Raw genomic sequence first — 20,221 nt, 5'->3', positions numbered from 1 at the left:
AAACCGAGAGGAGTTCACCTTCTGAACTTCTATATTTTTTGTATCTTAGCGAAAAATTTCGTAACGAAAAATTTCGATTATGGAATATAGAAGACCCATTCTTCAGGAAATGGATACTCAAGAATATGATTGAGTAAGATTATATACAGAGAAATCGCCAGCGAAGCCTTTCTACAGCATCGCTGGCGATTCTGCAAGAGAGATTTATCTATGTTTCAACAAAAAAACTCGCTCCAAATTGGACTTTGATAGGATATCAAGAAGTTTCAACTCTATATTATTTGATTCTTTTTATTCCATCTCAAACGCATTTTAGTTTCCCAATTCCAACTGATTCTTCACAAGATTATAATATGCCCCTCGCTTGGCGGTTAAAGATTCATGGTTGCCAACCTCAACCACCTTTCCCTGGTCAAGAACTACGATTTGGTCGGCATTCTTTACGGTACTCAGGCGATGAGCAACAATCACAACCGTCTTGCCTTGATAGAACTTATCCAGGTTCTCCACGATATTACGCTCATTGTTGGCATCTAGCGAGTTGGTTGCCTCGTCCAGGAAGATATAGTCTGGGTTCTTATAAACAGCTCTCGCTATCAGGATGCGCTGCTTCTGTCCCTGGCTCTGTCCCACGCCATCACGCCCAATCTTGGTGTTGAACTTCAGCGGCAAGGCCATCACATAATCCCTGATGCAAGCTATCTCAGCAGCTTTCATCAAACGGGCTTCATCTATTTCTGCATCATCCACAGCTATGTTGCGCCCGATGCTCTCCGAGAAGATGACACCCTCCTGCATCACCACGCCACACTGCCTGCGCCACCATTTCCTGTTGAGCTGATTGATGTCGGTATTGCCAATGGTGATTTTTCCTTCCAGCACCGGGTAGTACCCCAGCATCAATCGGATGAGCGTGGTCTTTCCGCTGCCCGAAGCTCCCACTATCGCCGTCACCTTGCCTTGAGGAATATGAATATCCACCCCATCTATTGTCTTTCTGAGGGCATGAGGATCATACTTGAACAGGATGTTGCTGATATGGATACCATCCTCAGGATGTTCAAGACCTGTTAGCAAGCCCTCCTTTCCGTTCTCATCATCCATCTGATGAATCTCATTGATTCGTTCCAGACTGATTTTCACATCCTGAACGGAATAGAAGAAGTTCATCAGCTGTTCCACCGGCGAGTTGAGCTGTCCGATGATATATTGCACGGCGAGCATCATACCCAAGGTCATGTGCCCTTGGATTACCGCCGTAGCGGCAACCACCGTCACAACGATATTCTTCACCTCATTGATAAAAATACTTCCTGCCTCCTGGGTCTGCTGTAGTTTTAGAGATTTCTGCTGCACCCTGAAAAGATTCACCTGTGTCTCCTCCCACTCCTTCCGCTTGCGCTGCTCGCAATCCTGCAACTTGATTTCCTGCATCGAAGTGATGAACTCGTATGTCCTGTTGTTATTGATGGCCTGCTGCTCGAAGAGTTCATAATCGAGCACCTTTCTTCGACGCAGGAAGAGAGCCATCCATCCTCCATACAGGATGCTGCCCAATAAGAAGATGACAAACACCACCTTATTATATATAAAAAGCACTACCGAGAACACCACGAAGGTAAGCATGGCAAAGGTGATGTTGAGCGTCTGCTGAGTGAGGAAGTTGTTCACACGGCTATGGTCGCTCATCCTTTGCATCAAGTCGCCCATCAGTTTGGTGTCGAAGAACGACATCGGCAGTTTCAGCAGTTTGATGAAGAAATCGCTCACCAGGGAGATGTTGATACGCATGGAGATGCGAAGCAGGAACCATCGGCGGGCAAAGTCTATCGCTGTTCGGCTGATGGTGAGCATCAACTGGCCCAAGAGAATGAGCCAGATGAATCCAATGTCTTGGTTCTTGATACCGACATCCACGATGGATTGGGTAAGGAACGGCAACACCAGCTGCAGGGCACTGCCCGCAAGCAGTCCCAAGACTATCCAGGAAAATGCCTTGCGGTATTTCTTGAAATATCTGAAAAGAAACTTGAAGGAACGCTTCTCCTTCTGTCTATCTTCTCCTTCCATCTGATAGGTGAAGAAGGCAGGAGTAGTCTCGAAGAACATGGCGATGCCCTTGTCCTCGTCATTAGAGCGAGTGCTTATCCAATGCCGCCTGAATTCTTCAAGATTATAAGTTGTCTTTCCCTTGCCAGGGTCTGCGATATAGAATTTCTTGCCCTTCTTCATCTTATATAATACCACGAAATGGTTCTGGTTCCAATGAAGGATGCAAGGGAGCGGAGTCTCGCTAAGTTCCTCTATTGTAGCCCTAGCCGAAACCGTTTGAAATCCCAATATTCTTGCAGCCTCATTGATGCCCAGCATGGAGACACCTTCCGTTGTTGCAAAGCAAATCTTCGACAGAGAGTCCAAAGAGTATTCCCTGCCGAAATATCTACATATCATCTGCAAGCAGGTGATACCGCATTGCATGCTGTCATGCTGATGTTCTATCTTTATATGTGCCATTACTAAAAATAAAAAAATATAGACATTAATATTGTTCTACCTCGCAACTGATACTCCTTGCTCGTACGGGGCACCCCTGAATAAACGGTATTGCCGTAGGTGCCCTGATTGAAAAGATTAAGCGCTATCAAACTCAACTCCATACCATTCCTAAAGCCACAACTGATGGAGGCATCGACAAGAGCAAGATGATTTTTATAGTTACCCCATGTCTTAGTTTCATTAGAAAATAGCAAAGAAAAGTCTATTCTTCCGGAATACCAAGTCTCTTCATTTCTACCTCTGCTGATGTTTGATTCTCTCTTTCTTTTATCTTATGGAAACGATATGTTAACGTCAATCCTACTTTTCGAGTTTCATACTTTGTATTAAAACTAGATTTAACATTATAAATCTGCCTACAAGCACGATTTCTATCTCCATTAAAAATATCATACCCATCTAATGATAATCGCAACCTATCTTTAAAGAAAGATTTTTTGATACTCAAATTGACGGAAGAAGATGCTTTTACATTTATCGACTCCATGTACCCACCCCAAACTTGTTGCCAAGATAAAGAGAGCAAAAAATGCTTAGGAAGCTTGAAATCATTATCAAAATTAAGAATTGTCGACGGATGTCCATCATGAAATGTTGTTCCATCAATACCCGGATAATGCATAATTGACTTCTGAAAGAATCCCGTCAACGATGCAGTATAGCATTTATAGGTCTTACGCCAATTCAACATCGCCGACAAAGCTTGACGATGCGACAAATTATCTTGTGACGAAACCGTTACTGCTGAGTTACCTTCCAAAGAATAAATCACCGGCAATAATGGACGATAAACATAATCATAATTTAATGTAAGAAACAAAGACTTATACATCAACAGATAAGACAAGCTATGAGTGATGGCTGTCTTCAACTGGCTATTACCCTTAGATTGCTCATAACGGTTCACATACGTCACATTATCATTCATATCTGCATAATTAGCCCGCTCTGTTCCTATCGAATAGCTAAGATTCTGCACCAACATTCCATGACTATAGCTTAGGGTTACCGATGGCAAGAATGTATTATCACTATGCGCCTCTATCACAGACGCCTTTTCATTCTTCCGACGAGAATATAGATTCTGATAACGTATTCCTGTACTCAAAGAAAAGTTCCCCAAGGCTAATTCGTAGTTGATAAATACAGCATTTTTAACTTCCTTATTCTCAAAGCGACCATCGAACTTCAACCGTTCATAATCTATCTTGTCTACTCCCTCACTATAGCTGAAATCATATCCCATACCCAAAGTGCCCCACTTTCCAAAATCATGGGTAGCATGGAAATTAGAAGCCAGGACATTCCATTTAGAATGTCCCATATATGAAACCTCTGAACTCGTACCTATATGATTTTCCTTTAAAGCAGAATTAGTGTTCGATGCTTTAGAAATATAATCCATCACTACACTCACGTGCCAGGCATGATTCAAACTTGCATCATAATACATATTGACATGATGCGTAAGGAGGTTGTTTTTGGATTTATTCTTATCAAAGAGATAATATGCAGGTCCTGCATTTGGCACTACACTAAATGTATCCCGAGTCTCAACCTTTCCATCCGTGTACATTCCACTATAAAGCATTCCCAGTTCTGATTTATCAGACAGATGATAAGTCATACCAGCAGAATAAGTATGACTACCGGAATGCGTCAAGCTTTCAATATGTTGCATTTTATTCCAAATGGTATCAGCTAATACCTGTTTATCATAATCAGAACTTTCGGAAGCATTATTTCTCCTATAGTAATACTTACCATACAAATCTATTTTTCCGGAATTGTATGTTGAAGAGAAACCTGTTTTATGAGCCAAATGCTTTGCCTGAGTGACATTTCCGATGACATTAAATGCCACACCATCTCCTAAAATCTTAGTTTTTATATCAATCACAGGTGAACCCGACGTGTCATAATCCGCCCCTGGCATGGCAACGATTTTTAAAGATTTGATTTGATCAACTGGTAAGTTATCGATAAGACTTTGATCTCTCACCTTACGCCCGTTTAAATAATAGACCGGTGCTCCCTTACCCAACACATTGAACGAATTCCCTAAATGTAAGACACCAGGAACCTTACCAATCAGTTCATATATATCATTCTGATGGTTAAGAATAGAATCATGCTCTACGTCTACGAGTAAATTATGACCAGACAACTTTATGTTTTTGCGATGCCCTATCACCTCTACATCAGATAGAGAGATTGCTGTAGAATCCGAGATACCGGTCATGTTTTTGGCAACAACGCTACTATCAGAATCAAGGATAGCAATGTTTGCCGGAACATCACCTTTGTTAACTCCCATATCCCTTTCTATTATATTCTTAGCTTGCAACAGAAGCGCACCCAAGAGCAACATGGACATACTTATAAAAAATATCTTAACAACCATATTAATATAACCTTTAAGTTTAAAGAATCACCTTTTTCATTTACTGAGTCCACTTAAAAAAGTAAGGCTTGTTGAAAGTAGGCTCAGTAAATTAAAATGATCTCGGTGCAAAAATACCGAAAATTGCTCAAACCGCCAAACGTTTTACATCATTTCTCACATAATATAATATTTATAACCCAGTTTATTATGTAAAAATGATGTAGGTTTACTATTCTTCCGGAATACCAAATATCCAATGATTCACAATGGGAATTTTATAGAAATTAGAACTTTTTGTTTATATGCGTATGGAATATACTAACCCACCACTGGATACAGCAACACTTTTAGCCAATCTTCAAAATGAGCATCATGGGAAATCCGTTGTTAAACATAAGCTAAAGATTGACATCAAATGTCACTTTAGTATACACATTGCCTTTGCGTAGATATATCGAATATTTGCCATAAGGCCCATAGAGTTCATTTGAAGACTTACGCAAAGCCACTTTTAAATGTCCATTAGACAGACTTATTGCAAAGTCTTCACTCTTTCCGAAAAAACAATATTCTTCTGCACCAAGAGCATCAAACGACAATTGGTCGTCTAGTCCAAACAAGTTACCTATGTTAGTATCTTTTTGAGGCAATTCATTTTCATTAGACAAAGACGACATATATTCTACGACAGCGCCAATCTTGCCAGTTTCTTTCTCTAAGAAAGAAGATACCACAAACTGATAATATTTGCATCCTATCTCATATGCATTCTTATGAGAAGGAAAAGTCAAAACATTTTCGGTATTACAACATGCATACCGGTGATTTGGCAATACGCTTGTTTCGTTTGACAAGTTATCCAAAATTGGCATCGTCTTACTCGGGAAACTTGAAGAGATTCCCAAATCAACTACTTGCCAACTGTCAGACCGGAAATTTATCGAGCCGTTTATATAAACTCCCGTTTCACCTAACAGGGTCTTGCCATGATTCTCATCGAGCATATTCAGTGAGGTAAAAGATACCTGTGAAGTTTCATCTTCACTGCAACTTGTAGCAAACAGAGTAATGCACAAACTCAATGCCAACAAAACAAACATTTTTACTTTCTTCATAACCTTGCCATTTTAATTGTTATTAATCACAGCTGCAAAATTATCCGTTTTTCCAATACATTCCTAATAAACCAGGTCTATTTCTTTAACATCGAACATATTGCATATAATTCTAAGCTCCAAACACTTACAGTTGCCGCCTTGATTTTCGAGGTCTAAAAAGCTGTATATAGTCCCTATCTCTAGAAGTTTTCTATATAATTACGAAGCGAAAAATGCTCATTTTTAATGCCTACCTTATCCTTATACAAGAACAACTTTTGCTTGATAGCTTTCTCGCTCACACAATAGATAGAAGCCAACGCTTTTTGCGACAGCTTTAAACGCAACAGCATCATTAGCCGTAAATCGGTCTTAGATAAATTCGGATGTTTTTGCTTGAGTCGTTTTACAAATAGGTTTTCCACACTATCTAAAAACATCTCCAATTCGTCCCAATCACTCTCCGACAACACTATATGCTTATTCTCATTTAGAACTATCGAATTTAATTTTTCTACAACATCTATTTTCTTTTGTAAATAATTACGCATCACAGATAGTTGAATCTCTTTATGCGAAAGTTCCTCTTGGTGTATTTTTTCCTGCATTTGTTGCTTTTGGAGAAGAACCTCTCTTTCATGCTCCATACGTAGTTTTATCTGGTGCTTATATGATTTATAAACATATAAAATAAATATGACTACTATAAAACACAATAAGACTATCAAACTAAATACCCACTGCTGCATTTCTGCTTTACCTTGCATTTTAGCTCTTTCACTTTCCTTTTTCAAAAAGGATGTATAATAAGCAGCCTTACCTTGTAATGCAATTCGATACATATCCTCCAAATAATGGTACGCCGAATCGCTAAAACTTTTAGCAGACTTGAAATCATGCGCTTTCATAGCAGCTTGACTTTGAATATAAAACACAGAATAGCGGTCTTCTGCCGTTTTTGGCGTTGTTTGTTTCAACAACCTAAAGGCTTGGTTTATAGAATCAACAGAGATATAAGCAGAAGCCAACGTCAACAAGCAAGAAAATCTATTTGCAGCAGTCAAGTCATAAGCCTGTCGTGCATAATACAAACAACTATCTTTTTCACCCATCTCCTCAAATGTACTAGCTAGATTTTGCCTTACATAAGACAACAAGTTGCTATCGCCAGCTTTCATTGCCATTCTATATGCTTTTCTCTCTTCTTCTAAAGCATGCTGCAAGCTATCAACATAAAAGAAGTTCTCACCCAATCTCAAACGTGCTGCCACCTTATTATATATAGTAACATTTGCCATAGAGTCATACATCTTCACCAAAGCTTTAGCATAGTTCAAAGCTTTGTAAGGTGCCAGCTGTTCTTCTACTTCAATCAGCTTATCCAATGCCAAGCATTTTAAATTCATATTATGGAGGCTGTCAGATATGGAATACGACTTTTCCAGGCAACTCTTTGCCTGCTCCATACTATCATTCAGCAGAAAGCATGTTCCCATATAATATAAGGATGAAGCATAAAGAGAATCTTCTTGGTGACCCTCATACCAATCATACGCTATGCGAATCAAAGAATCGTTATCCACATCCAAACCCGACTTATCTTGTGCCATATAATAAATGAGGGCATACTTCGCCATATCTTTATCTGAGAGTTTACCTTGATTGATACGGTTCAAAAAGGCCAAGGCACTATCTGGCTTAGACTCTGCCAACGTATAAGCTAAGTCTAACTCTCTCTTATGACTTTGATGACATGATACCAACACCGAAAGCATCATAAAAAACAATATCGTAAACGAAATACTTCTTCCCATATTTAGTATAATTACATTCTGGGCGCAAAAATACAAAATATTTTTCAATAATAGAACTAAATAGGGTCTAAAATACAAAGTCTGCAGAAAAGCACAACACAACTGATTATCAGGTATATATATAATATTTATAACAAAAGAGGGTCTAAATAATAGTCGTATTTTCGCATTACCAACCTTTCTGCATCAGATAACAGAATCTCACGCTTTGGTTGTCAGGAGTCATTATGTTAAAAATACTAACTCATAGTTTTATGGCTCCAAAGTCTATGAGTTCCGAGGTGGAAAACATAGAGATAAAAAGAAAAAAATAACACGGACAAATTGAATTTGTCCGGACAAATTGTCCAGTAGCTTATAAGTTACTAATATTTAACACTTTACAAGCGACCGGACAAAAGAGCCGGACAAATTCAATTTGTCCGTGTTTCTATTTTAACTTAATTACTTTAACTTTTCTTCGTTCATACACTACGCTGATGCAACTTAGTACCGTTACCAGGCAAGAAGTAGAATGAGCCTTGTTTTAATCTTTCAAGCATCTGATAGGAACTACAAAAACACCATCTTTTCTTCGATATTTCCTCAGTTGGCTGAATTTTGTTTCCTCAGTTGGCCGTATTTTATTTCCTTAATTGGCTGGACTCATTTTAATCAACAGGTTTTGGTTGCCTGAAAGCAGAAGGCGTTACCCCTCTCATCTTCTTGAAGAACTTGGTGAGATGAGCCTGGGATGAGAAGCCGAAGGTATTGGCTATCTCCTGAACCGTATGCGTGGTGGTAGAAAGCTCGCGCTCTATCTCCTTCACGATGTATTCATCGATGATTGCCTTCGGCGTCTTGCCGGAGATGCGACGGGTAACCTGAGCCAGATAACGGCCACTCACATTCAACTGGTCAGCATAGAAATGAACATCGCTGTAAGTGCGGCAGAAGTTATTCACCTGCGAGATAAACTGGTTGTAGAGTTCGGAACTCCTACCCTGCAGATTACTCTGGCGCACGAGTTCTACATTGATGAAATCCTGCGCCATCGCCAACGCCTCCTCCATCTTCTTGCCCAGATTCAGATAGACGGCAAGAGCTGAAGAGAAACGGTTCATAAGACCATGCGAATTGGCATTGTCGAGGCGATAGATCCGGAGTCCCTGCTTCTCGGCAAGGCTCAGCAGTTTGGAATTCTGAAGAATGATGTCGCTCTCCTTCTTTCTCGCCACGACTACCGAACAGAGCGGCAGCAGGCGGTATTTAATCTGGCTCACCACATCTTCCGTCATCAGCGCATCGCCCTGGCTCGACCAGATGGCAGGGGCATAGATGATATGGGCAGGACGGTATCTGGTCAGCGCATCGATGACCACATTCAGCGTTTCCACCCTGCGTATCATACCAATCTTCACAATATCGGGCTGCATATCGTTCATGATAGCCTCAATCTGCCCCGAAACAATCTCGGCAGGAATATCGAAGAACTCCTGAATACCGAGCGTATTCTGCACAGTGATGCTGGTTATTGCCGAAACAGCATAACCGCCCAACTCAGAAATCGTCCTGATGTCCGCCTGCACACCAGAGCCGCCGGTGCTGTCTGAACCTGTAATCGTTAATATCATATCCTTAAACTTTGAACCCGATGATAAGTTTGAGGGCAAAGATACAAAAAAAGAGCGAATAATCCGCAGAATTTGCAGATAATTCGCTCTTTTTTTTATTCTTCGGTGAGATCTTTACATTCCTTGAGTATCTCGGCAGGTACCTCATTGCAACGCTCGTAGCGGCTGATGTCGGTAACATCGTCCTTGGCAGTCCATATCATGGAACCCGATGCCAGGAGACGGGTTACGAGATAACTCTGGTTCCAGTCGCCCTTACCGTTATCATAGCTTCCGCTGATAATGTAGCCCTGGTATGGATCGTTCTTGATAGCGAACGAACCGGTGATATGGCGACCATACATACTATCAAACTTCTGATACATCTCGAAAGTCTGGTCCTTGCGGTTGAGAACGATGTAGCAGTATGTGCCCTCAGCAAGAGGTTCACCGTTCCACTCAGCCAACTTCCATGTGCCATGAAGATTGGCAGCAGTAACTTCCAGAGAAGGCTCCTCCGGTTCATCATCATCGCTGCTGCAGGCTGCAAAGCCGCAGGCAAACAAAGCAATCACCAGGAGGGTGAAGAGTTTTTTCAAATATTTCATTGTCTTGGTATTTTTTTCTTTTTTACTTTTTTCCTTTTTTACCTTTTTACCTTTACAACGACCTGTATCGTTCTGTCAGACGGACGGGCATCCAAGCCCTCCAGAATAACAGGGAAGGTGAAGGATTCGGGCATCGTAGCCGGAATCTTATCGGCTATGATGGTGATGACGAGGTCAGCCTCATCACCCGGTTCTATCACCTCAGGCTCTGTCGTAAGACGGGCATAAGGAGGAAGAAGGAGGCTGGATATACGGAGCGGCTTGTCGCCGCTGTTTCCGCAGAGGATACGTGCCTCAGGCTCTGTGCCCGGCCTTACCTCTGTGATACTTGCCTTCGCCTGTTTCAGTCTGAGTGCGCCCATCTTGTGCGGATAGCGCGCCCACTGGTCAGCACCCGGCAGCACCTTGCCCGTTAAGGCAAGCTTAACGGCAGGCTGTCCCTCTACCTCTTTCAGATAGAGATAAGCACCCGTATTGATGGTGCCCGGATAGCGGTTAGGCGTGAAGGTGATCTGCACCTGACAGGTATCGCCAGGCTTCATCACATCGCCCCTGACATAAGAACTGGTACATCCACAGGTGGTTCTCACCTGTGTGATGTGCAGTATCTTCTTGCTCACATTCTTACCCACGAAGGTGAAGGTGCGAGGCGCATCGTCCTCGGTCATCGTACCCGCATCGATAAGCGGATGCTCAAACTTCAGCAGTTCCTTCTGCGCATTCACCGTAACAGGCAAAGCCAGGAAGAAAAGCGACAGGAAAGCAAATATCTTCATATTACATCCAATTACATCCAACCATTGTTACCGGCACTCTTTCTAACGGTCACAACTACGGTCTGGCTGGTACCATCGGCAGCTGTTACGGTGAGCGATGTGCTTCCGGCAACGAGTCCCTTCACGATGAGCGTCTTGCCATCTACCGAAGCAGAAGCTACGCTGCTATTCGCTACAGAGCAAGTGAATCCCTCTATCTGACCTGCGAAATATGCAGCGAGGTTGAGAGAAACAGTCTTCTCGATGCCCACATACACGTTAGGCAACTTCATATCAGAACTGAGTTCCTTGTTCTTGATGTTATTCAAGAGCTGAGCTGCATCAATCAGACCAGCACCCATCTTGCCGATGTACTTAGAGAGCTGTACAATCTCAGGCGAAGCACCTACGGTAGTATGGTTCATATAGTAGGTCTTGGTTGCACCATTCTGATAATGACTATCCAGTTCCTTTACTGATTTCTTCATCAGGGCTACGAAGTCGGCAGCACGATAATGACGGTTCGTCTTGGCAGCATAAGCGAGACCCAAGGCAGCTACACCCGAAACGTGAGGACAAGCCATAGAGGTTCCCTCCATATAGCCATAGGCAGGCTTGCCGTTCTGTATCAAAGTAGAGAGCACAGCACCTTTCTGCTCGGTTGTCGTCTCTGCCCAGTATTCATCTTCCTGCTCGCCAATCTTGCTGTAATATTCCAAGTCGCCACCAGGAGCACTCAGGGTTACGAGCGAACCGAAATCGGTGTAGCAGGCTGGAGTAAAGTCGGCTGCTACTGAAGATACGCAGACGCACTTAGAGTAAGCACCAGGGAAAGCAGGATTGCCAGCATACTCGTTACCGGCTGCGAAGACTGGAATACCGCCGTCGATGACACCATTAGGCGAACCGGCATTGTTGATGAAGTAATCCAAAGCCTCCTTCTCCAAAGGATAAGTCTCTGCCCACTCCTTCTCGGTAGCAGGTCCAGGAGTATAACCATTGATGATACTAGACTCTGAAGAGTTGTAACCCCAACTGCACTGCAGGATGACTGCACCATTATCGGCAGCATATTTGATGGCTCTTGCCTCGCCTGCCAAGGTTACACTGTTCTGACCGGAGAATACCTGGCAAGACATAATCTTGACACCAGAGTTAGGAGTTCCGTCACCACCGGCAATACCAGATACACCAATACCATTATTATTTACGGCTGCAATGGTACCAGCTACGTGAGTACCGTGACCGGTGTCATTCGCATCAGTCCAGGTAATATCGCCACTCTCAGTTACGAAGTTGTAGCCATGAAGGTCGCCCTCATAACCGTTTCCGTCGCCGTCAGTCTGTGCACCCTGAACACTTTCGCCCGGGTTACACCACATGTTGGCAGCCAGATCAGGGTGAGTATACATCACACCCTCATCGAGAATAGCCACGATGATAGAAGGATCGCCCGTACAGGTCTTCCATGCCTCAAGTGCATTCACATCACATCCAGCCTTAGCGCCTACGTGATTATTATTGAGATTCTCGAAGCCATAGTGGCCCTCACCCAGGTTGCGGTAGTGCCACTGGCTGGCAAAGCCTGGGTCGTTTGGCTCACCCTCAGCTGCTGCGCGGGTAGACTTCTGCTGAAGCGCCTTATCGCTGAGATAGATGCGCTTGCTGTCGGTATTGTAAGCACGCTTGATGCGGCCGTTGGTCTGAACCTTTGAGATTTCGCCCAACTGCTTCAGGCGCTCGGCAGCAGCCTTCAGGTCGGTTCCCTTGTTAAACTTCACCGTATACCAGAGGTGGAGTCCCGCCTCGCGGGTTTTTGCCTCAGTTTTTGCATCTACCGGGAACACACGCTCAAAGCTGTAGCTTCCCAGGATGTCGAGCACCTCGTCGGTAGATGGAATACCCGAACGGGTAGCCTTTCCGGCGCGTGTCTTGCCCAGTTGTGCCTGGTCGAGGATATCGCTCATCTCCGGACTGAACTTAATCAGCAGCTCACCAGCCTCAGCATCTGCAGGGATGGTGATTTCTGAATTGCCGTCAGAAGAGCCGATGGTTGACAGGCTGTCAGAACAGCCTGTCAATGCCAATGCGACCATTGCTATATAGAAAAACTTTTTCTTCATTGTTTGCTTCTATATTGTTTTTATGTTTATCTTACTTTTTCTTGTTTCTCCTGTACTTAGCCATCAGCGCAGCTTCATCAATATCGCCTGCTGCCACGTATGTACGGTAGTAGAGCGGATAAGCTACACCCGGAACCTCCCACTTGCTTCCTGGGTCGCTGGTTCCGTAATAGTAGTCGTAGCTGTAGCTGTCTTCTGTCATATTAGAGAAACCTACGGCAGCGCCATCGCTGTTCTTACCCTTAGGCTGCTGGTTGAATACCATCGTTGGTGCATTCCATTCTACCAGGTGTGGATGGAAGAGAATCCACTTAGGCACCTCACCTGTAAAGAAGTTCAGGTTGAGTGACAACTGACGGCAGTTTGGCAATACACGTGGCACATTGAGAGGATAAACATCCTCGCATACTACAGAACCATCCTTGTGCTTGCAGGTTACAGGATTATTCCAGCCTGAGAGCAACCACTTGCAGGTATCGCCTACCAGCTTGTCGAGATAATCAGACTTATTGGTGGAGAAGTCTGACTTGCTGTATCGGGTAGCCTTTCCGGCTGCCTCCAGCGCATCGGTCATTTCCTCATCGGTAGGAAGTTCACCCTCCAGGAAGCAGTAAGACAACTCCAGTGTATTCAACTTATCCCATGTCAGGAGCTTGAGAAGCGCCTGGCGGTCTGCGGATCCGTCATTTACCTTACCATACAGTCCGATAGGATAGTTATTATAAACATAGACACCTGATCCATTCTTTTCGCCCAGCGATTTAATGTCGATGACAACATCCGTACGGCGCTGTGCATAGAGAATGAGGTTACGCAACTTAGGGAAGTTCTTCTCGTTGACGATATTGGTGATATCCGACAACTGGTTGAAGTTGTTACTTACCAGGTTGAGCGATTCAAGACTCTTGCCCAGCTTAACAAAGCTAGCAGGCAACTGAGTCAGACCGTAAGCCTGAACGGTAAGATTTTTCAGGTACTTCAGCGAACATATTTCTTCACCGAGCTTCACTTCACGAATCTGGTTATTCTCGTTGGCAGCAACAGAGAATGACTCCAGGAACTTGAGATTACCCACTTCCTTAGGAAGAGTTTCGCCACTCTTGAGGTTGACCATGCTGAACTTGACAGAACGTACACGTCCTAAAGCCTCTGGATGATCCTTCACGAAAGCATCAGTAGCTTCCCAGAGCGTTACGCCGCTCCAGTTGCGCATGTTATCGCTGGAATCGAAGGTAGCAATGCTACCCAGTTTCTGATTGATCATGATGACAGAGAGAGAGTCACCGGCACGGTTGTCCTCAATCTTTGGTGCTGCCTTCTGACGAACGGTCAGGATAACATCATCTGTAGGTTTGCCATCTGCATCCACCAGTTTATCTTCAGCTTTTACCGGTACTAAGTGAACCTTTGCCACACGAACAGCAGGAACAACGTTCATCGCCCAACGGAACTTGAAGTTCACGGTGCGAGGACGATACTTTCTGTCAAGCACGATGCCCAGGTTAGTACCTGTCAGCTTATCTTCATCCTTGCTGTTCAGGAGCCAGCCCTCACGCTCGCTCTCGTTCTCAGCCTTCTCAGCATCGGTCAGATCACCCTCGAAAGAATACTCAATCTTACCAATCTTGCATTCCACATTGGCAGAAATCAAACTCTCGAAAGCACGCTTATCGTAAGAACCGGAGTTTTCGATTTCTACAACAGGATTCTTCAGGAAGATCTGCTTGCCATAACCGAACTGGGTGACGGTAAGCTTGCGACTCTGTCCGTTGGCACCCTGGAAGCTGAGTTCTGTGCTGCGGAGCGTGTTGGAAAGAGTAGAATCCACCTTGATGGTACCCTCAACAGAGCCCACGCCGTTGGCAGGCGAAAGCACCAGCCAAGGCTCAGAGGTATTTGCCACCCAGTCCTGTGAGGCAGCGATGGCAATCTGCTCTGTTCCACCCTGAGGACCTATGGCTATCTCCTTTTTATCGAGTGCCAGTCCTCCTGGGATATCGACATCATCCTTATCGCTGCAGGCTGTGAAAAGCCCGGCAGCGAGAACGATACCTAATGTCAGTTTATTCATATATTTCATATTACTACTTTCTTATAGGGTTTAATTTTCGAGATCCAAAGCATCGCAACCGCGGATGTCCTGATTCTTGTCGTAGAACAGCTTATACCTACCTGCCTTGATGTATGGGCAGACGCTGGTTACATCGATAGAGATGTTAGGGTTGTCTGCGATATTCAGGATATAAAGGTGAGAGGTCAGTGTCTCTTCTACCTTACGGATATCGTTGGAACCAATCTGGAACTGGATCAGGCTCGGACAGGTTGTGATTCCTGTAGGCCATGTACGCAGGCAACGCTGGTCGTTATTCTCATCACGCTGGTGGTTGATGGCAAAGGCACGGAGCACGGCACTGTTCAACGGCTGGGTTGGCACCTCGGTGAAGCAGTTGTAACTCAAATCCATATTGGTAATGTATGGCAATGTGGTTGAGCGGAAGTCATCAGAGAGGGATGTCAACTTGTTGAATCGGAGGTCGATGACCTGCAGCAGATAAGCCTTCTTGCCCTTGATGGAACCCTTAGGGATGGTACGCATCTGGTTGCCGCTCAAATCGATGGTTGTGATTGGCGAACCGGCTGTGAACAGCTCTGAAGGGAACTTCTCTATCTTGTTGTTAGACAGAGTAACGGTTGCTGCATTGATACCCTTGTAAGTACCATTATTATTATCTACACCTGTAATCTCGTTGTAAGAGAAGTCTACAGAACCCATCACGCGAACAGAACTTGCATCGAAGATATTCGGAATCTTCTTCAGTTTGTTGTGGGCGAAGGTCAGACTCTCTACATCATCTGTAAAGGCACAGAGATTAGCAGGAACCTCCTCAATCTGGTTGTTGTTCAGATAGAGTGAAGAAAGCGCTACCCCAGAACCGAACGGATGCAACTTCTTGATGTTGTTGTAAGCCAGGTCGAGCAGACCGAGATTTACCATCTTGCTCAAGGCAGATGTCTCAGGGAACTCCTCCAGGTTGTTGTAACTCATATAGAGAATCTGGAGTGTCTTACCTGTCTTCTCCTCAGCTAAGCGGGTCCAATCATTTCTCAACTGATTAGCTGAGATGCCCTTGCATCGTGCCAGGTTCATCGCCTGCAATTTAGGGAGTTTATAGTAGAAGTCTGGAATGCGACTGATCTTCGGACAGTTGTAAAGTTCGATATCGGTCAGGTTTTCCATCTTGTCCCAATCCTCTTCCTTAAACTCCTGTGCAAACTTACCATAAACAGGATCTTTAGCATTGTAGAACTCCGCACAAACCGAGTCGGATGTGATAGAAGAGTTACCGATATAGAACTGCTGCAACTTAGTCAGACGGTAGATGGCCTTAGATACACCTGTAATCTTGTTGGTCAATGTACCGATCTGTGCATCCTTCAGGTTGATGCGGCTGTCCTTCTTGATTCTGTTCTTCGGTGCCACCTTAGGATCTGAGTTGTAGCTTTCTACAATCATATTCGACATGTTGGCACGTGGGTCATACTTCAGGAACTTGTTCTCATAGTCGTGACGCATGCTGCTCTTCTTTGCAGCAGTCAGACTGTTTGCATCATAATCATTGAAGATGTTGGCACCAATCTTCTCATCGTGAGAACCGAGGTTGAGCACCTGGAGTTCTGTCAGCTGTCCGATGGCATCAGGTACGATTCCCTTTGCACCGAAACCGGCGATAACGAGACCGATGACACGGCCGTTGCTGTTGAGCGTTACGCCCGGCTGTTCGCCCCACATATCGAGTTCCTTGTTGAAGTTCCAGTTAGCTCCCTTGAAGGTAGCATCGCCATAGAAGCTCCACTCCTTACCATGGAGAGATTCCCAGATAGCCTTCAAAGCCTCATAATCCTTGATATACTCCTTTGTCTTGGAAAGGAGGATAGGCACCTGAGCCGTATCATTCAGTTGATTATCCTCTACAATAAACGCCTTACCCTTTACAGGCTGGGTTTCGTACTTGGTCTTCACCGCACCTGTCTTGCCGTAGGTGGTATAAGAGGTAACCTGATAAGTACCGGCAGGCAGCCATACGGTAGAATCGCAGTAAGCTGTACCTGTATCCATATACTTATCGTTCTCATTGTCAGGATTCTGATTCTCCTTGCTTCCCTCCTTATATTTCACCTTCAGTTCAGGGAAGGTATAGGTTTCACGGGTAAAGAGGTTGGTTACGCTTACGTCAACGAGACGGATGTTAGAGAAGAGATACTCTGTGCCACCGGCACGGGTCTTCTCCCACTCCTTCACGAGATTGAACTTCACCTTACCACGCTCCACAGTCTCCACCATGAGGTTCTGTACTTCCAGACCGCCACCTACTACAGTGAATGTTTCGCCGGCAGAAGAAGCCAGCAACTCCTCGTCTACAGCATCATAGAGATAGAAACCGATGACGGTGTAAGTACCCGAAGCGAGTTGCAGTTTTTCACTTCTCAGACCATACTCAGCATTCTCTGAATTATAAGAATTGAGCACCAGTGTCTGAGACACAGTTGTACCGTTGTGCTCCATGACCACCTTGATTTTCTTGGCATCATCCAGTTTCTCAAGTTTGTCAAGGGCAGCAGCACGGGTAGCTCTAGAAGAAACCTTCTTGCTGAGCTTGAACTGCACATATCCGTATGTGCCGTCCCAGCCCTCGGTTTCATCATCCGAGCAACTTGTTGCTGCAAAGGTCAGGAGAGAGACCAAGAGCAACAAGAGTGCCTTTGAAAATATTTTCATTCTGTTCATTACTTTCTAATTTTTCTGATAGAAGTATGTTTCTTACTCATTCCCTCACCAGGAGATTCAACAACAAGAACCTTTACAGGAGTTCCGTTGTCCTTGAATACCATAAACATCGGAGTAGCAGCAGGAACATTTACGAAGAATATCCAGTTATTATTCGCATCCATATTAGGCTCTGCATTAACATCATTTCCGTTGCTATCCATAACTGTAAGATAGCCTGTCTCCATCATTGTGGTAGGATCCCAATCCTTGATATTAGGATCAACTGTAAGAGAGCTTCCTACTTCTGACTGAGCGACATATATTTCGTCACCATTGTAGCCAAATGTTTCTGATATGATAGAACCATACATTGATTTATCCTTCTTGCACTCTACTGGCAAATTGCCCATTTTCAAGATTGTCGGTGCTGCAGACTGATCATCAGCAGAAGAGTTGGCCTCCTTCTGTACAACATCCATCAGGAAGTAGCGGTCATAATCGCTCTTCACAGTTGTAAAGTTGTTCTCCAGCATTCCGTCGAGTCCATTCTCCAGACTCTCGAATACGCTCTGTGGCAATGCATAAACCAGGAACTCACGGCTTCCGCTGCTCAAGGCATCAATAGTGAGCTTAACATCACCCTTCTCACCCTGCAGCTTCACCGCACCAGTTTCAGCCTCGAACAAACCATTCTCCTTTTTCTCGAAGACTACCAGCTGGTAAGCATCACCCAAGGTCTTGAGGGTGAAAGGAACGAAGTTGTAGAAGGTGAAATTGTTGGTATCACCACCATTCAGGCTAGAACCATTCTGAGTGAACACCTTACCATCGAGAGATACATTCCATACTGCCCACTGTGAAGAGGTTGGATAAGTAACATCCATGGTGCTGGTGGTCATACCATTATAGATAACAGGTATGGTTACAGCAGCCTTGCCATCCTCAGAAGTGAAGGTGATGGTGTAGTTGCCGTCCTTAGCGATGGCATACTTAGCACTTACGCCCTGATTCTCCTTGAAGGCAACACCGCCAACAACAGCCTTGTTAGGTGTACCTACCAGGAAGCCGCCTTCCAAGTCTACCCAAGCTGGAGTATTGGTAACAGCAAAACGGAAGTTTGACTTTACAGTAAACTTGGTGTATACATTGTAACCTACAGTGATACCTGTCTTGGTGATATCATTGCCATCCGCATCGTAAACCGTCAGTATATGGTCGGCAGCCGAACGCTTAACCTCAGCGATGGCAACCTTCTGTCCACCCATATTCAGGAAGAGCTGAGCCACGCTCATATCCTTGCTGGCATCATCAGCAGTAATCTTAACCTTGATGGTCTGTTTGCCTGCAGTACCATTGAGTACGAAGGCGTCTGCTTTCTCGCCCTGCACCAGTTTACACCAGATTTTGTCTGAAGAAAGGCTCCAGCTCTCGTTGGCATCGAAGGTGAAGTCCAACTCAGCGCCAGCTGCACCGCCGATAGTCTGTACCTGTGGGAACACAGGAGTTACGGCATCGTCGTCATCGCTGGAACAAGCTGTGAACAGAGTCACTGATACCAGCGCCATCAATACGAGCCAATATTTTGAAATCAATGTTTTCATTTTCTTTTTATTCTACGATTAATATCCTTGTTCTTTCAATTTCTCTGCCTCTGCATCGCTGATCCATTCATACATATTGATGAAGGTTCCTACGTTGCCGAAGGTTGAACCATCCTTGTTGTCTACACTCATGGTGACATACTGCAATACATAGTTCTGGCAGGTGTTATAATAAGAGGTATAGAGAGAAGGCTGGCTGATGCGCAACTTGCCATCTCCATAGATGGTACCGAACGCCTCGCCGGTCTCACCGGCTATCTGGTCATCCATCTCTACCTTTGGCTCAAGAATGTTCTTTGTATTGAACTTCAACTTCAGGTTGTAGCCCTTATAATAAACATCCTTCAAGAGAACGGTATTCTCCTCGCCTTCCACTACCTCTGTCTTGATCAGACGGTCAGTTACGTTGTTCAGATACTGGCTGTAGAAGGTAGATGTTACCTTACACCAGCCTGAGAAGTTGTGGATATCGAAAGGACAATACTTCTGCATTACCACGTGGGCATAGTCCTTATAGAGTTCCGTCCAATTATACTTCTCCGGAATCACCAGTTTCAGGGTGAAGCCGAGCGAATCGGTCTTGCCGATGTTATCATAGATACCCTGAACCTTCACATTTCCTACCATCTCGCCCGCCTTGATTGTAACGGTGTTGTTGAGGATGCGGTAATGCTTACCCTCGATGGCATTGCTCTGCTTGTCTACAACCTCTACACCGAAGGTGCGGTCGTAGTCAGCCTTTTCGGTTGCTGATACAGGCACATTGAAAACCTCGTTGCTTTCCTGTACAGCATACTGATAGAGCGTATCAGAGAACATGATATGACTTGGACCAGCATAAGTGGTATAATCCTGTGAACAGCTCACAAGAGCGATGAGTGCAGCTACGGCTGCCAAACATCCCATCATTATTTTCTTCAT

General features: G+C 44.5%; 12 protein-coding genes. All 12 read right to left on the bottom strand.

Going from position 1 to position 20,221, the window contains the following annotated elements; translation table 11 throughout:
• Positions 1-312 precede the first annotated feature (312 nt).
• A complete protein-coding gene (locus ACWJAO_RS00765; RefSeq protein ID WP_449138914.1) occupies positions 313-2,514 on the bottom strand; it encodes a peptidase domain-containing ABC transporter in 2,202 nt (733 codons plus the stop codon).
• Between the two features lie 244 nt (positions 2,515-2,758).
• On the bottom strand, positions 2,759-4,960 hold the full coding sequence (locus tag ACWJAO_RS00760) for an outer membrane beta-barrel protein (protein ID WP_449138913.1): 2,202 nt from the start codon (positions 4,958-4,960) through the stop codon (positions 2,759-2,761).
• Positions 4,961-5,340: 380 nt separating this feature from the next.
• A complete protein-coding gene (locus tag ACWJAO_RS00755) occupies positions 5,341-6,057 on the bottom strand; it encodes a DUF5036 family protein (protein ID WP_287583899.1) in 717 nt (238 codons plus the stop codon).
• A gap of 182 nt (positions 6,058-6,239) precedes the next feature.
• Positions 6,240-7,853: a hypothetical protein gene (locus ACWJAO_RS00750; protein ID WP_449138912.1), complete on the bottom strand. Its 1,614-nt coding sequence runs from the start codon at positions 7,851-7,853 to the stop codon at positions 6,240-6,242.
• A 650-nt stretch (positions 7,854-8,503) separates the two neighbouring features.
• Positions 8,504-9,466, bottom strand: coding sequence for a bifunctional hydroxymethylpyrimidine kinase/phosphomethylpyrimidine kinase (locus ACWJAO_RS00745; protein WP_449138911.1), 963 nt, complete (start codon positions 9,464-9,466; stop codon positions 8,504-8,506).
• Between the two features lie 95 nt (positions 9,467-9,561).
• On the bottom strand, positions 9,562-10,044 hold the full coding sequence (locus ACWJAO_RS00740; protein WP_449138950.1) for a lipocalin family protein: 483 nt from the start codon (positions 10,042-10,044) through the stop codon (positions 9,562-9,564).
• A gap of 47 nt (positions 10,045-10,091) precedes the next feature.
• Positions 10,092-10,829: a DUF1573 domain-containing protein gene (locus ACWJAO_RS00735; RefSeq protein WP_118063527.1), complete on the bottom strand. Its 738-nt coding sequence runs from the start codon at positions 10,827-10,829 to the stop codon at positions 10,092-10,094.
• 11 nt (positions 10,830-10,840) lie between these two features.
• Entirely contained in the window at positions 10,841-12,931 is a 2,091-nt protein-coding gene (locus ACWJAO_RS00730; protein WP_449138910.1) for a subtilase family N-terminal domain-containing protein, read from the bottom strand.
• Between the two features lie 31 nt (positions 12,932-12,962).
• Positions 12,963-15,011 carry a BACON domain-containing protein gene (locus ACWJAO_RS00725; protein WP_449138909.1) on the bottom strand — a complete coding sequence of 683 codons (2,049 nt, stop codon included), beginning with the start codon at positions 15,009-15,011 and terminating at the stop codon, positions 12,963-12,965.
• Between the two features lie 21 nt (positions 15,012-15,032).
• On the bottom strand, positions 15,033-17,717 hold the full coding sequence (locus ACWJAO_RS00720; RefSeq protein ID WP_449138908.1) for a DUF4458 domain-containing protein: 2,685 nt from the start codon (positions 17,715-17,717) through the stop codon (positions 15,033-15,035).
• Positions 17,717-19,300 carry a DUF5003 domain-containing protein gene (locus ACWJAO_RS00715; protein ID WP_449138907.1) on the bottom strand — a complete coding sequence of 528 codons (1,584 nt, stop codon included), beginning with the start codon at positions 19,298-19,300 and terminating at the stop codon, positions 17,717-17,719. The genes ACWJAO_RS00720 and ACWJAO_RS00715 overlap by 1 nt, the downstream gene beginning before the upstream one ends.
• An 18-nt stretch (positions 19,301-19,318) precedes the next feature.
• Complete coding sequence (locus ACWJAO_RS00710) at positions 19,319-20,221, bottom strand: DUF4984 domain-containing protein (RefSeq protein WP_449138906.1); 903 nt, start codon at positions 20,219-20,221, stop codon at positions 19,319-19,321.

Source organism: Segatella sp., from assembly GCF_977051555.1.
The sequence above is the reverse complement of the archived record's forward strand: the minus strand, read 5'-3'. Positions and strand labels throughout refer to the sequence as shown.

Coding starts and splice junctions, on each gene's coding strand:
- ACWJAO_RS00725 (WP_449138909.1), bottom strand. CDS start 15,011: ATGAAATATATGAATAAACTGACATTAGGTATCGTTCTCGCTGCCGGG.
- ACWJAO_RS00765 (WP_449138914.1), bottom strand. CDS start 2,514: ATGGCACATATAAAGATAGAACATCAGCATGACAGCATGCAATGCGGT.
- ACWJAO_RS00745 (WP_449138911.1), bottom strand. CDS start 9,466: ATGATATTAACGATTACAGGTTCAGACAGCACCGGCGGCTCTGGTGTG.
- ACWJAO_RS00720 (WP_449138908.1), bottom strand. CDS start 17,717: ATGAACAGAATGAAAATATTTTCAAAGGCACTCTTGTTGCTCTTGGTC.
- ACWJAO_RS00760 (WP_449138913.1), bottom strand. CDS start 4,960: ATGGTTGTTAAGATATTTTTTATAAGTATGTCCATGTTGCTCTTGGGT.
- ACWJAO_RS00710 (WP_449138906.1), bottom strand. CDS start 20,221: ATGAAGAAAATAATGATGGGATGTTTGGCAGCCGTAGCTGCACTCATC.
- ACWJAO_RS00755 (WP_287583899.1), bottom strand. CDS start 6,057: ATGAAGAAAGTAAAAATGTTTGTTTTGTTGGCATTGAGTTTGTGCATT.
- ACWJAO_RS00735 (WP_118063527.1), bottom strand. CDS start 10,829: ATGAAGATATTTGCTTTCCTGTCGCTTTTCTTCCTGGCTTTGCCTGTT.
- ACWJAO_RS00715 (WP_449138907.1), bottom strand. CDS start 19,300: ATGAAAACATTGATTTCAAAATATTGGCTCGTATTGATGGCGCTGGTA.
- ACWJAO_RS00730 (WP_449138910.1), bottom strand. CDS start 12,931: ATGAAGAAAAAGTTTTTCTATATAGCAATGGTCGCATTGGCATTGACA.
- ACWJAO_RS00750 (WP_449138912.1), bottom strand. CDS start 7,853: ATGGGAAGAAGTATTTCGTTTACGATATTGTTTTTTATGATGCTTTCG.